Source organism: Rhodoblastus acidophilus (genome assembly GCF_900187365.1).
GTDB classification, from domain to species: domain Bacteria; phylum Pseudomonadota; class Alphaproteobacteria; order Rhizobiales; family Beijerinckiaceae; genus Rhodoblastus; species Rhodoblastus acidophilus.
Map to the genome: position 1 here is coordinate 182,217 of NZ_FYDG01000002.1, position 12,253 is coordinate 194,469.

Here is a 12,253-nt window from a genome sequence, read left to right on the forward strand (position 1 = left end):
CGGCCGACGCTGGGACATTTCCGTCCCGCCGCGCCCTTGTCAACCGGGACGGCCAAATGCGTCGCGCGTGTTCGCCGCGCGGGCGTGACCTCACAGCAAGGTCGATGCTATAGGGAAGAGAAGGCGAGGAGGCGCAATTGGCGGATCAGAACGGCAAAATTCTCTACATCTTCGATCTCGACGGCACATTGGCCGATACGGCGCCGGATCTGATGGCGACGCTCGATTACGTGATGATTCGCGAAGGCTTCGCCGCGACGCCGATGCAGGATGCGCGCTCGCTGCTTGGCGCCGGCGCCCGGGCCCTGATCCAGCGCGCCCTGCGCCAACAGGGGGCGGAGGTGGGCGTCGAGCGCGAAGACGCCATGTTCCGGCTGTTTCTCGCCCATTACGAGAGCCGGATCGCCGACGCCAGTCGGCTGTATCCCGGCGTCGAGGCCGCGCTCGACCAACTGGAGCGCGCCGGCGGCTTTTTCGCGGTCTGCACCAACAAGATCGAGCGTCCGGCCAAGCTTCTGCTGGAAAAGCTCGGCGTCGCCCAGCGTTTCGCCTTTATCTGCGGCCAGGACACGTTCGGCGTGGCCAAGCCCGACCCTACGCCGCTGTTGCGCACGATCGCCGCCGCCGGCGGCGATCCCGCGCGCGCGATCATGGTGGGCGATTCCAAGACCGACATCGCCACCGCCAAGGCGGCGGGCGTGCCGGTGATCGCGGTGGATTTCGGTTATACCGACCGTCCCGTGCAGGAGTTTTCGCCGGATCGCGTCATCTCGCATTTCAGCGAATTGTCAGCGGCGGCGGACCGGCTGCTCGGTTAAGAGTTTCGGAAAATTTTTCGAAAAGGCCTTCGGTCAAAACCCGGAGGCCTTAAGCATATTTTCGCGAATATTTCTCTGGAAAATTGCGCGAGACTAAACACTCGCGTAATAATTTCAGCGATGTTCCAAGAAGTCTTGGGGGCGCGACATGCTCGTTTCCTTGAATTCGTCTTCCGCTTATCCGGCAAACACTCTTGCCGCATCGCAAACCACGACCATCGGCGTCGTCAATCCGACAGCGACAAGCATGGCGGGCGACCCGTCTCTCCCGGACGCCGCGGCCGCCGCCGTCGATGCGCCCGGCTTCGGCCCTGAGGAAACGCCGCAATCGGCCGCGGCGAGCGCGAGCGAACAATTGGCGCGGCTCGGCGCGTCGATCGGCGGCGGCCGCGTCGAAATCGACCCGTTCAAGATCGGCTCGCCGTATTAGCGGTCGCTCGCGCCCGGAGTCCGATCACTCGGCGGACTCGCGAACCAGCACGATCTTTTCGGAAAACCCGGCGTCGACCTCGGCATAGGCCGCCAGCGCGTCCCGCAACGGGCGGCTGTGCGGGCGCGGCGGCGGCGGCAGGACGCCGCTGTCGAACCAATTGGCGAAGGTCGCCAGCATTTTGGCGCTGGCGACCGTATCGTTCAGCAGCGAGTTGACGCCGATCAGCGTCAGGCCGCGCCGATAGAACTCCAGCACCGGAAAATCCACGGTGGGCTGGCCCATGCCGGGCGGAGCGATCACACAAATCGCGCCCCGCTTCGCACAGGCGGCGACGGCGGCCGGCAACCAGGCGCCGGTGGCCTCGAAAATCACATCGGCGCCGCCGGAGCATTTTCCCGCCACCAGCGCGGCGAAATCATCAGGCGCGCCGAGGGCGAGGGTTTCGTAGCCGAGCGCATCGAGCTTGGCGAGCCGGCTCTGCCGCCGCGCCGCCGCCACGACGCGCGCGCCCATCGCCTTGCCGAGCGCCAGAGCGGCGCGGCCGACCGCGCCATTGCCGCCGATCACCACAAGTTTCTTGCCAGGGCCGACGCCGGCGCGGATCAGGCCGTCGTAAGCCGTCGTATAGGGGACGCCGCAGGCCGCCGCTTCCGCAAACGACAGCTTCCCCGGCATGGGCGCGCAACCGGCGGCGGGCAGCTTGACGAAATCGGCATGCGCGCCATCCCCGGTGAAACCGAGGTCGAGCCCTGTGCCCCAGACGCGCCGGCCGATCAATTCGGGCGGTCCCTGCCGCACCACGCCGGCGAAATCCCGACCGGGAATGCGCGGCGGCTTGGTATAGGCCGGGAAGAAGCCGAGCACGTTCTTCACGTCGCTGGGATTAAGACCGGCCGCCATCACCTCGACCACGGCCTCGCCCGGCTGCGCGACCGGGTCGGGCCGCTCGATCAGCTTGAGCGCGGCGAGATCGCCGGTCTTGTCGAACATCAAGGCTTGCACGACGGCATATCCTCTCTTGCGGAATCCTCCCCGCCCGGCGGACGCGCCCTATCGGCCCAGCGCGCGCCAGCCGATGTCGCGGCGGCAAAAACCGTCGGCGAAGTCGAGCGCGTCCACGCCCCTGTAGGCGAGCGTCTGGGCCTCGGCCACGCTGTCCGCCAGCGCCACCACGTTCAACACGCGGCCGCCATTGGCGACCAGCCTGTCGCCGTTGGCCTTGGTGCCCGCGTGGATGACCGTCACGCCGCCGATTCCCTCGGCCTCGGCGACGCGCGCGATGACGCCGCCCTTTTTCGGCGCTCCCGGATAGCCCCGCGCCGCCATCACCACGGTCAACGCGGTCTTGGACGACAGATGCACCTGCTGCGGCAAACGCCCTTCGGCGCAGGCGAGCAGCAGGCTCAACAGATCGTCCTCCAGCCGCGCCAGCATCACCTGACATTCGGGATCGCCGAAGCGCGTGTTGAACTCGATCAGCTTGGGGCCGTCGGCGCCGATCATCAACCCGACGAACAGCACCCCCTTGAACGGGCAGCCCTCGGCCTTCATCGCGGCGACGGTCGGCGCGACGATTTCCGCCATCACCCGCGCGGCCACCGCCTCCGTCACCACCGGCGCCGGGGAATAGGCCCCCATGCCGCCGGTGTTCGGCCCGACGTCGCCGTCCCCGACCCGCTTGTGGTCCTGCGCCGAGGCGAAAGCCAGCGCCTTGTCGCCGTCGCACAGCGCGAAGAACGAGGCCTCCTCGCCGTCGAGAAATTCCTCGATCACACATTCCGCGCCCGCCGCGCCAAAGGCGCCGCCGAACAGATCGTCCACCGCCTTTTCCGCCTCGGCCAACGTCATCGCCACCGTGACGCCCTTGCCGGCGGCGAGGCCGTCGGCCTTGATCACGATGGGCGCGCCCTTTTCGCGCACATAGGCCAACGCCGCCGCGCGGTCGGTGAATCGTTCATAGGCGCCGGTGGGAATGTTGTATTTGGCGCAGAGATCCTTGGTGAACCCCTTGGAGCCTTCGAGGCGCGCGGCCTGTTTCGAGGGGCCGAACGCCTTGATTCCCGCCGCCTCCAGAGCATCGACGAGACCATCGACCAGCGGCTGCTCCGGGCCGATCACCACAAAGCCGATGTGCTGAACATGACAGAAGGCGATCACCGCCTGGGCGTCGGCGACGTCGAGCACGACATTGGCGGCGATTTGCGCCGTGCCGGGATTGCCGGGCGCGACGAACAGTTTTTTCAGCAGCGGGCTTTTGGCGAGCGCCAGCGCCAGCGCATGTTCGCGCCCGCCGGAGCCGATAAGAAGTACGTTCATGAGCGCCTCGTTTCGGCGCTGTCTTTAGGGGGTGACGACGAACCTGTCGAGGGTCGCCGCTCCGTTCAGCCGTCCCAGCTGATCGCGGAATTGATCCGCGCCCGCACATCGTCGAGCGTGATGCTGCGAAAGAAATCGTGCCAGGGCTGCGGAACCAGATAGTCCATGCGCCCGCCGCCGTCCCAGACCAGGGCGATGGTTCCCTTGAGTCCGCAGGCGTTGGCGCGTTGCTGCAACTGGCCGATGGTCGCCTCCTGCTGGCTCGGGCTGGCCTGGACGAAACGGGGATCCATGATGACGATCACCATGTCCTGGCCCTGCTCGGTCAGATGGGCGACGGGAATGGACGGCATGGGCGCTCCTTTGCGACGCCCAAGCACGATCCGCGCCAAAACGCCGTCCGTTCAGTTGAACGTGTTGCAGCTCGAAATCTTGCCCGATTGCAGCCCGCGCTGCAGCCATTTCACCCGCTGCGCCGCGGAACCATGGGTGAAACTGTCCGGCACGACCCGGCCTTGCGCGGCCTCCTGCAGCTTGTCGTCGCCGATCGCCTGCGCCGTGGCCACCGCCTTTTCGACGTCGCCCGGCTCGATCACCTGCCATTTCTGGTTGGCGTTGGCGGCCCAGACGCCGGCCAGGCAATCGGCCTGCAATTCGATCCGCACCGATATGGCGTTGGCGTCCACCTTGCTGGAGTTCTGCTGCGCCGCCTGCCATTTCGACAGCGTGCCGAGCTGATCCTGGATGTGATGGCCCATTTCATGCGCGATCACATAGGCGTAGGCGAAATCGCCGCCGCCGCCGAACCGCTGCTTCATCTCGCGGAAGAACGAGGTGTCCAGATAAATCTTCTTGTCCTCGGGGCAATAGAACGGCCCCATCGCCGATTGCGCCCGGCCGCAGCCCGAACGGGTCTGACCGTTGAACAGCACCACGGGGGCGGGAACGAAGCGGACATTGGCCTGCTGCGGCAGCACATCCTTCCAGACATCCTCGTTTTCCGCGAGAATGGCGGCGACGAACTGGCCGATGCGGTCCTTGGGCGCGCCCATCTGCCCGCGCGGCGCGGCGCTTTGATGCTGCGCCCCGCCGGACGCCATTTGCGACGCCATTTCCGCGCCGCCGATCAGCACGCGGGGATCAATGCCGAGGGCGTAGCCGATAATGCCGAGCACCACCATGGCGCCGAGGCCGAGATGGCCGGACGACCCGCCGAAACCGCCGCCGCCGGATTCCGCATAGTCGGACCCACGGCGATCCTCGATATTTTCGGACTGACGGAAATCTTCCCATTTCATCGCGGCGCGCTCCGGTTACGCTTTGAGGCGGTTTTAGCAGGGTGCGGCGCGTTTGGGAAAGATGGTCACTCGTAGGCGACCACAAGACCCATGCGCTCGAACGCCTCGTCGATCGCTTCGAGAATCCGCTGCAATTCGTGCATTTCGATCTCGGTCTCGTCGTCGGGCGGGTCCCAGCAGACGAGATCGTCGAGATCGACGAAAAAATCGGCGTCGTCGTCGGCGTCCGGCGGCTTGGCCGAGGGCATGATCGTGCGCACCCGGCCCTTCCAGCTCACGCGGATCGCGCCCTCCGTCAGGGCGACCTCAGGCTTGTCGCCGCGCTTCTTGGACATGAACGCTCCCCGGATTGCCGCGAAAGTCCGCATCATGCCGGCTTTATCGGCTCTGGCAAGCCCCATGCTTTCAACGCGCAGGCCTCGACCTTGCGCATCAGGCTCGGAAAGGCGGCGGCGCGCAGCTCGTCCGCCGCGAGCCAGAACCCGCCGTCCGGCGCGAGGAAATCCGCCGGCGCGGCGCCGACGAACACCGTCAGCCGCAAAGCGAAATGGGTGAAGACATGGTCGATTTCGCCGGCCAGCCGCCAGTTCGCCCGTTCGCAGGGCGAACGCTCGCGCCCGCGTTTGTCCGCCCAATCGTCGGCGCGGCCCTCGCGCCAGTCCGAGCCGAAAAATTCGGTCATGCCGCCCAGCAATCCCCGCTCGGGCCGGCGCCGCGCCAGCAAGGCGCCATCGGCGCGGCGCAGCACGAACGCCGCGCCGCGCTTGAACGGCCGCGCCTTTTTCGGCGGCTTTTTCGGGAAATCCTGCGGGCTTGCCGTCCGCGCGCGACAAAAGGTCGCCAGCGGGCAGATCAGGCAGCTTGGCGCGCGCGGCGCGCAGACCGTCGCGCCCAAATCCATCATCGCCTGCGCGAAATCGCCGGGGCGGTCGCGCGGCAGCACGGCGGCGACGAAATCGAAAATCGCCCGCTTGGCCGCCGGCATGGGCGTCTCCAGCGCCAGCAGCCGCGCGACGACGCGTTCGACATTGCCATCCACCGCCGGGGTCGGCTGGTCGAAGGCGATGGCCGCGATCGCCCCGGCCGTATAAGGCCCCACCCCCGGCAGGCGGCGCAGCTCGCTCTCCTGCGCCGGAAAGGCGCCGCCATGCTCGGCGACGATTTTTTGCGCGCAGGCGTGAAGATTGCGCGCCCGGGAATAATAGCCAAGCCCGGCCCAGGCCTTGAGCACGTCGTCGAGCGGCGCGGCGGCGAGGTCGCGCACGCCCGGCCAGAGCGCGAGGAATTTTTCGTAATAGGTTTTGACCGCCGCCACCGTGGTCTGCTGCAGCATCACTTCCGACAGCCAGACGGCGTAGGGATCGGGCTTGGCGCCCGGCGGCGCGCGCCAGGGCAGGTCGCGCCGCGCGCGGTCGTACCAGTCGAGCAGGGACTTGGCTAAAGATTTGGCCAACGGGCTCTGGCCGAATTCGCTCTTGCTTTTGCGTGTCACGGCCTCACAATGGCTGAGTGACCCCGCGAAGAAAAGCCTCCTTCCCCAAGCCGCTCGCCGATTTTGTCGGCGCAGCGGTCGATCCCGTGCTGGCCAAACAGGGTTTCGGGCAATCGAGCCTGATTCTGCATTGGGACGACATTGTCGGACAACGGCTGGCCGAATGTTGCGAGCCGATCAAGCTGCAATGGCCGCCGCGCGCCCGCGAGCGCGATCCCCGTGCGCCCATCGAGCCGGCCACCCTGATCCTGCGCGTGATCGGGGCGATGGCGCTCGAAGTGCAGCATATGGCGCCGCAGATCGTGGAGCGCGTCAACGCCCATCTCGGCTGGCGCGCGGTGGGGCGGCTGGCGATTCGTCAGGGACCGCTGGAACGCGCCGCCGGGCCGCTGCGAATCGGCCCGCCCGACCCCGAGGCTTTGGAGGAGGCGGGCCGCGCCACCCTGGGCATCGAGGACGAAGGTCTGCGCCAGGCGCTGACGCTGCTGGGCGCGCGGGCGTTGCGCGGCCGGGCCGGAGGCGCCTAGCCGCCCCTTGATCGGAGCATTATCGCCATCTGGCCCGCCGATGCGACCGGTCCGGGCTTTCGCGGCGCAACGGCGGCGTTTATATAAGTGCGACGCTTTCACCTGCAGGACTTGCCCATGCCGCCTTTCGGCCTTAACCGCCGCGCCCTTCTCGCCGCCTTCGCCGCCCCCGCCGCAGCGACGCTTCTGAGCGCGCCCGCTCTCGCCGCGGAGGATGGCCCCGCGAAAATCCCCGTCGATCAACTGATGGCGGAGCAGGCCCTGCCCGATCTGTGGGTCGGCGACGCCAAGGCGCCGGTGACGATCATCGAATACGCCTCGATGACCTGTTCGCATTGCGCGGTCTTCACCACCGAGACCCTTCCCAAGCTCAAGGCCGACTATATCGACAAGGGCAAGGTGCGCTACACGCTGCGCGAATTCCCGCTCGACCCGCTCGCCGCCGCCGCCGCCATGCTGGCGCGCTGCAACGGCGACAAGCGCGAGGCGGTGGTCGAACTGCTGTTCCGCAGCCAGCGCAACTGGGCCTTCGTCAACAATCCGCTCGAAGCCCTGACCACGACCATGAAACAGACCGGCATGAGCCAGAGCGCCTTCGAGGCCTGCCTCAACGACGAAGCCCTGTTCAAGAAGATCGACGCGATCCGGCAGATGGCCCAGACGAAGTTCGGCGTCACCGCCACCCCCACCTTCTATATCAATGGCGACCGGCGCCCGGGCGAAATCCCCGCCTCCGAACTCGACGCCGTGCTCGCGCCCTATCTGAAATAAGGATCTTCATGCGCTATCTGCCGCTCAGTCCGACCGAGCGCGAGGACATGCTCACCCGCATGGGTCTCGCCGAAATCGACGATCTGTTCGCGGACGCGGCCGACAAGCTGTTGAAAGCCCCGCTCGACCTGCCCCGCCACAAGAGCGAACTGGAGGTCGAGCGCGCGCTGGGCGCGCTCGCCGCGAAAAACCTCGCCGCAGGGGCCGTTCCCTTCTTTCTCGGCGCCGGCGCGTATAAGCACCATGTTCCCGCCAGCGTCGATCATCTGATCCAGCGTTCGGAATTCCTGACTTCCTACACGCCATACCAGCCGGAAATCTCGCAGGGCACGCTGCAAGTGCTGTTCGAGTTCCAGACCCAGGTGGCGCGCCTGACCGGCATGGATGTCGCCAACGCCTCGATGTACGACGGCTCCACCGCCGCCGCCGAGGCGGTGCTGATGGCGCATCGCGTGACGCGGCGGCGCAACGCGCTGCTGTCCGGCGGCCTGCATCCGCATTACGCAGAGACCGCGCGCACCCTGTCGGAAATGGCCAATGACGATATCCGCATCCTGCCGCCCGACCCGCTGGCGCAGGAAGATCTGATCGCGCAACTCGACGACAGCCTGTCCTGCGTGGTCGTGCAATCGCCCGACGTCTATGGCCATTTGCGCGACCTTCGGCCGCTGGCGGACGCCTGCCGCGCCAAGGGCGTGCTGCTGGTCGCAGTCGTGACCGAAATCCTGTCGCTCGGCCTGATCGAAAGCCCCGGCGCGCAAGGCGCCGACATTGTGGTGGCCGAGGGCCAGTCGATCGGCAACGGTCTGAATTTCGGCGGCCCCTATCTCGGCCTGTTCGCCACGCGCGAAAAATATGTGCGGCAAATGCCGGGCCGCCTGTGCGGCCAGACCCTCGACAGCCAGGGACGGCGCGGCTTCGTGCTGACGCTCTCCACGCGCGAGCAGCACATTCGCCGTGAGAAGGCCACGTCGAACATCTGCACCAATTCCGGCCTGTGCGCGCTGGCGTTTTCGATCCACCTGTCGCTGCTCGGCGAAAAGGGCCTGCGCGAATTGGCGCTGGTCAACCACGCCAACGCCGTGGCCTTGGCTGAGGCCATTGAGACGATTCCGGGCGTCAAACTGCTGAACCAAAGCTTCTTCAACGAATTCTGCGTCGAGCTGCCCGGCCCGGCGGCGGAATTCGTGGAGCGGGCGGCGGCGCGAAACCTGCTCGCCGGCGTGCCCGCGTCACGCCTGTCGCCGCGCGCGGGGCTGGACAATCTGCTGCTGGTCGCCAGCAGCGAACTCAACACCGACGCCGACCGCGCGACCCTTGTCGCCGCCTTGCGTGAGGAGGCCGCGCGATGACCGAGCGCCCGCGTTTTTCCGAGACGAAACTGCCGCGCACGTTTTCCGGCCATCGCGGCCTCGCCCACGAGACCGGCCTGATCTTCGAGCATGGCCGCGAAGATTTTTCCGGCGTGGACATCGACCCGCCGCAAGACTTCAAGCCGCGCCTCGGCGGGCTGGAGCGCCAGTCGCCGTTGGGACTGCCCGGCCTGTCCGAACCGGAATGCCTGCGCCATTACGTGCGGCTGTCGAAGCAGAATTACGCCATCGACACAGGGCTTTACCCGCTCGGCTCCTGCACGATGAAGCACAATCCGCGCCTGAATGAGAAAATGGCGCGGCTGCCCGGCTTCGCCGACATTCACCCGTTGCAGCCGCTTTCCACCGTGCGGGGCGCGCTGGAGCTGATGGCGGACCTGTCGCATTGGCTGGTCACGCTGACCGGAACCGAGGCGGTTGCGCTGACGCCCAAGGCCGGCGCTCATGGCGAAATGTGCGGCATGATGGCGATCAAGGCCGCCATCGCCGCCCGGGGCGAGGCCGCGACGCGCAAAATCGTGCTGGCGCCGGAATCGGCCCATGGCACCAATCCCGCCACCGCCGCCTCGCTCGGCTTCACGGTCCGCTCGATCCCGGCGGGCGAGAACGGCCTCGTCCATCCCGAAACCGTCGCCGCCGCGCTCGGCCCGGACGTCGCCGCGATCATGCTCACCAATCCCAACACGTGTGGGCTGTTCGAGCGCGACATCGTGGAAATCGCGCGGCTCGTGCATGAGGCCGGCGCTTATTTCTACTGCGACGGCGCCAATTTCAACGCCATCGTGGGAAAAGTGCGGCCGGGCGATCTCGGCGTCGACGCCATGCACATCAACCTGCACAAGACGTTTTCGACCCCGCACGGCGGCGGCGGCCCCGGCGCCGGCCCGGTCGTGCTGTCGAGCCGCCTCGCCCCATTCGCCCCCATCCCCTTCCTGCGCCGCGACGGCGACAAGCTCACGCTGGTCGAGGACAAGGAGGACACGCAAAGTTTTGGGCGCATGGCGGCGTTCCACGGCCAGATGGGCATGTTCGTCCGCGCCCTCAGCTATATTCTCTCACATGGCGGCGACGGCCTCGCCATGGCCTCGGAAAATGCGGTGCTTTCCGCCAATTACCTGCGCGTCTGCCTCAAGGACGTGATGTCCTCGCCCTTCGCCGAACGTCTGTGCATGCACGAAGTGCTGTTTGACGACGCCTGGATGAAGGACAGCGGCGTCACCGTGCTCGATTTCGCCAAGGCGATGATCGACGAGGGCATCCACCCGATGACCGTCTATTTCCCGCTGGTCGTCCATGGCGCGATGCTGATCGAGCCGACGGAATCCGAATCCGCCGCGTTTTTGGACATGTTCGTGGCGACCCTGCGCGACCTCGCCTTCAGCGTGAAGAATGGGGAAGTCGAGCGCTTCACCGGCGCGCCCTATTACGCGCCGCGCACCCGGCTCGACGAGACGACGGCGGCGCGCAAGCCGGTGCTGACGTATAAAGCGCCGGTTGGCGGGCGCGAGCCGAAGGAGGCGTGACGCCGGCGCCAGACGAGGCCTTGAGATTGCAAACACGGATTTTTTCGCCCGCTCCGCTCATGCTCAGCGCGTTCACGGACGCGCGTCGAGCGCCGACACGACCGGTGTCCCTGCAAGATGCGGACTTTGAGGCGAAGTTCGACGAAGATACCTTGTTCTTTGATATTTTTCAGTCCGGCCGATCCATTGTCATGACCGGGCCGCCACTGCTGAACCTGGCGCCTCTGATGCAAGATCTGCGCGTATCTGTCTCGGGGGCGGCTTATCCTTCGATCACGATAGGTCTTGATAAGACCGTGCGTGTGCGCGCAGCAGTTTCAAACCGGACCGTGAGGCTGGTTTCCGGCCTTGGGACCGTGGATTGCGTCGTGTCGCCCTCGGGTGAAGATGTATTCGCCGGCCGACGCGTCCTGTTCACGCTCTCGAAAGACAACAAACTACGCTGGATTCAGGATTGGATTCGCTATCATCGCGACAACCACGGGGCCGACGCCGTCCTGCTCTACGATAATGGTTCGACCGCGTATGACCTCAACGCGCTGGCGCAAGCCATCTCGGTCGTTGGCGGATTGAAGGCGTCGGCCGTCGTCGCCTGGCCATTCAAATACGGCCCCCTGGGCGGGGGGGACCGGCCTTGGGACTCCGATTTCTGTCAGTCCGGCATGCTGGAGCATGCGCGTTGGCGTTTCCTCACGAGAGCCCGCAGCGTCCTGAACTGCGACATCGACGAATTGATCGTGGGGCCAGGAAGCATTTTTTCAGCGGCGGAATCCTCGCTCCTGGGCGCTGTCACTTGTGCTGGCCGTTGGCTTTATGGTGTTCGCGGCGGCGACTTCGACCCGCCGCCGCAGGAGTCCGCCCGTCATCGCGATTATTACATCGCGGAGAAGCCAAAGATGAGGTTCGGCCTCATTCCAAAACACCCCAGCGCCTGCCGGCGCAAGTGGGCCGTTGTGCCTGCGCGCTGTCCGGACCGGGCACAGTGGCGCACGCATCGTTTCTCGGGATGGTTTGCCCGCAACGCGCCATCGCCGTTCTATTCCTTGCGCCACCTTCACCCGATCAACACGAACTGGTGGTATGCGAGGAGTGGCGTGCAAAGTTTCGATCCGGACCGCCATTGCATCGACGCCAAATTCAAGGCCTGCCTGGACGCCGTCGCCTGGGATGCCTGAGCCGGGCCGCCAAAGGCCGGTTCAGGTCCCCGCCAGATGCGCGAAATGCGCGCAGACCTTTACGTAAACATCCCGCTTGAACGGCACGATTAGCTCCGGCAACCGCTCCATCCGCTCCCAGCGCCAGGCGTCGAATTCGGCGCGGTGACGCCCGTTGTCCGGCGTGTCGATGTCGATTTCGGCCTCTTTGCCGGTGAAGCGCAGCGCGAACCATTTTTGCGTCTGGCCGCGAAACCGCCCGCGCCAGTTCTTGCGGCCGACGTCGGTCGGCAGGTCGTAGCTCAGCCAGTTCGGAACCTCGCCCAGCAGTTCGGCGCTGCGCACGTTGGTTTCCTCGCGCAATTCGCGCAGGGCCGCCTTATACGGCGTCTCGCCCTCGTCAATGCCGCCCTGCGGCATTTGCCATTCGTGCTCCAACGGGTGAACGTCCGGGCCGCGCTTCGACTTGCGACGTCCCACGAAAACCAGGCCTTCCGCATTGAGCAGCATGATGCCGACGCAGGGCCGGTAAGTCAGCGCATCCATTC

The 12,253-nt window shown here is 66.3% G+C and carries 14 protein-coding genes; 7 read left to right on the forward strand and 7 right to left on the reverse strand.

Annotation, left to right across the window (positions count from 1 at the left end):
• The first annotated feature begins 137 nt into the window (after nucleotides 1-137).
• Together gph and CFB24_RS22440 are read left to right on the forward strand one after the other, a co-directional pair.
• Entirely contained in the window at nucleotides 138-818 is a 681-nt protein-coding gene (gene gph, locus CFB24_RS06100) for a phosphoglycolate phosphatase (protein ID WP_088519703.1), read from the forward strand.
• A 247-nt stretch (nucleotides 819-1,065) separates the two neighbouring features.
• Nucleotides 1,066-1,248 (forward strand): hypothetical protein, encoded by a 183-nt coding sequence (locus CFB24_RS22440; protein WP_141098367.1) that lies wholly within the window; start codon nucleotides 1,066-1,068, stop codon nucleotides 1,246-1,248.
• A gap of 24 nt (nucleotides 1,249-1,272) precedes the next feature.
• On the opposite strand, the gene CFB24_RS06110 is transcribed toward CFB24_RS22440, so the two are convergent.
• From CFB24_RS06110 to mutY, 6 genes are all read right to left on the reverse strand, one after another.
• Nucleotides 1,273-2,253 (reverse strand): quinone oxidoreductase family protein, encoded by a 981-nt coding sequence (locus CFB24_RS06110; protein WP_088519705.1) that lies wholly within the window; start codon nucleotides 2,251-2,253, stop codon nucleotides 1,273-1,275.
• Between the two features lie 48 nt (nucleotides 2,254-2,301).
• A complete protein-coding gene (gene purD / locus CFB24_RS06115; RefSeq protein ID WP_088519706.1) occupies nucleotides 2,302-3,567 on the reverse strand; it encodes a phosphoribosylamine--glycine ligase in 1,266 nt (421 codons plus the stop codon).
• Between the two features lie 65 nt (nucleotides 3,568-3,632).
• Complete coding sequence (locus CFB24_RS06120) at nucleotides 3,633-3,920, reverse strand: hypothetical protein (RefSeq protein ID WP_088519707.1); 288 nt, start codon at nucleotides 3,918-3,920, stop codon at nucleotides 3,633-3,635.
• 51 nt (nucleotides 3,921-3,971) lie between these two features.
• Nucleotides 3,972-4,865: a KPN_02809 family neutral zinc metallopeptidase gene (ypfJ, locus tag CFB24_RS06125; RefSeq protein ID WP_088519708.1), complete on the reverse strand. Its 894-nt coding sequence runs from the start codon at nucleotides 4,863-4,865 to the stop codon at nucleotides 3,972-3,974.
• Between the two features lie 65 nt (nucleotides 4,866-4,930).
• Nucleotides 4,931-5,200: an Imm74 family immunity protein gene (locus CFB24_RS06130; RefSeq protein WP_088519709.1), complete on the reverse strand. Its 270-nt coding sequence runs from the start codon at nucleotides 5,198-5,200 to the stop codon at nucleotides 4,931-4,933.
• 32 nt (nucleotides 5,201-5,232) lie between these two features.
• Nucleotides 5,233-6,357 (reverse strand): A/G-specific adenine glycosylase, encoded by a 1,125-nt coding sequence (gene mutY, locus CFB24_RS06135; RefSeq protein WP_425332126.1) that lies wholly within the window; start codon nucleotides 6,355-6,357, stop codon nucleotides 5,233-5,235.
• A gap of 17 nt (nucleotides 6,358-6,374) precedes the next feature.
• On the opposite strand from mutY, the gene CFB24_RS06140 reads away from it, so the two are divergent.
• From CFB24_RS06140 to CFB24_RS06160, 5 genes are all read left to right on the forward strand, one after another.
• Complete coding sequence (locus tag CFB24_RS06140) at nucleotides 6,375-6,884, forward strand: DUF721 domain-containing protein (RefSeq protein WP_088519710.1); 510 nt, start codon at nucleotides 6,375-6,377, stop codon at nucleotides 6,882-6,884.
• Nucleotides 6,885-7,001: 117 nt separating this feature from the next.
• Nucleotides 7,002-7,655, forward strand: coding sequence for a DsbA family protein (locus tag CFB24_RS06145; RefSeq protein WP_088519711.1), 654 nt, complete (start codon nucleotides 7,002-7,004; stop codon nucleotides 7,653-7,655).
• Between the two features lie 8 nt (nucleotides 7,656-7,663).
• Nucleotides 7,664-9,007 (forward strand): aminomethyl-transferring glycine dehydrogenase subunit GcvPA, encoded by a 1,344-nt coding sequence (gcvPA, locus tag CFB24_RS06150; protein ID WP_088519712.1) that lies wholly within the window; start codon nucleotides 7,664-7,666, stop codon nucleotides 9,005-9,007.
• The gene (gene gcvPB, locus CFB24_RS06155) at nucleotides 9,004-10,551 is read left to right on the forward strand and encodes an aminomethyl-transferring glycine dehydrogenase subunit GcvPB (protein WP_088519713.1); all 1,548 of its coding nucleotides are present in this window, start codon (nucleotides 9,004-9,006) and stop codon (nucleotides 10,549-10,551) included. The genes gcvPA and gcvPB overlap by 4 nt, the downstream gene beginning before the upstream one ends.
• Before the next feature lie 104 nt (nucleotides 10,552-10,655).
• Complete coding sequence (locus CFB24_RS06160) at nucleotides 10,656-11,726, forward strand: hypothetical protein (protein ID WP_141098368.1); 1,071 nt, start codon at nucleotides 10,656-10,658, stop codon at nucleotides 11,724-11,726.
• A gap of 21 nt (nucleotides 11,727-11,747) precedes the next feature.
• On the opposite strand, the gene CFB24_RS06165 is transcribed toward CFB24_RS06160, so the two are convergent.
• Nucleotides 11,748-12,251, reverse strand: a complete 504-nt coding sequence (locus tag CFB24_RS06165; RefSeq protein WP_088519715.1) for an RNA pyrophosphohydrolase — start codon at nucleotides 12,249-12,251, stop codon at nucleotides 11,748-11,750.
• Nucleotides 12,252-12,253: the final 2 nt, after the last annotated feature.

Coding starts and splice junctions, on each gene's coding strand:
- gcvPB (WP_088519713.1), top strand. CDS start 9,004: ATGACCGAGCGCCCGCGTTTTTCCGAGACGAAACTGCCGCGCACGTTT.
- ypfJ (WP_088519708.1), bottom strand. CDS start 4,865: ATGAAATGGGAAGATTTCCGTCAGTCCGAAAATATCGAGGATCGCCGT.
- CFB24_RS22440 (WP_141098367.1), top strand. CDS start 1,066: ATGGCGGGCGACCCGTCTCTCCCGGACGCCGCGGCCGCCGCCGTCGAT.
- gcvPA (WP_088519712.1), top strand. CDS start 7,664: ATGCGCTATCTGCCGCTCAGTCCGACCGAGCGCGAGGACATGCTCACC.
- CFB24_RS06130 (WP_088519709.1), bottom strand. CDS start 5,200: ATGTCCAAGAAGCGCGGCGACAAGCCTGAGGTCGCCCTGACGGAGGGC.
- CFB24_RS06120 (WP_088519707.1), bottom strand. CDS start 3,920: ATGCCGTCCATTCCCGTCGCCCATCTGACCGAGCAGGGCCAGGACATG.
- CFB24_RS06165 (WP_088519715.1), bottom strand. CDS start 12,251: ATGGATGCGCTGACTTACCGGCCCTGCGTCGGCATCATGCTGCTCAAT.
- purD (WP_088519706.1), bottom strand. CDS start 3,567: ATGAACGTACTTCTTATCGGCTCCGGCGGGCGCGAACATGCGCTGGCG.
- CFB24_RS06145 (WP_088519711.1), top strand. CDS start 7,002: ATGCCGCCTTTCGGCCTTAACCGCCGCGCCCTTCTCGCCGCCTTCGCC.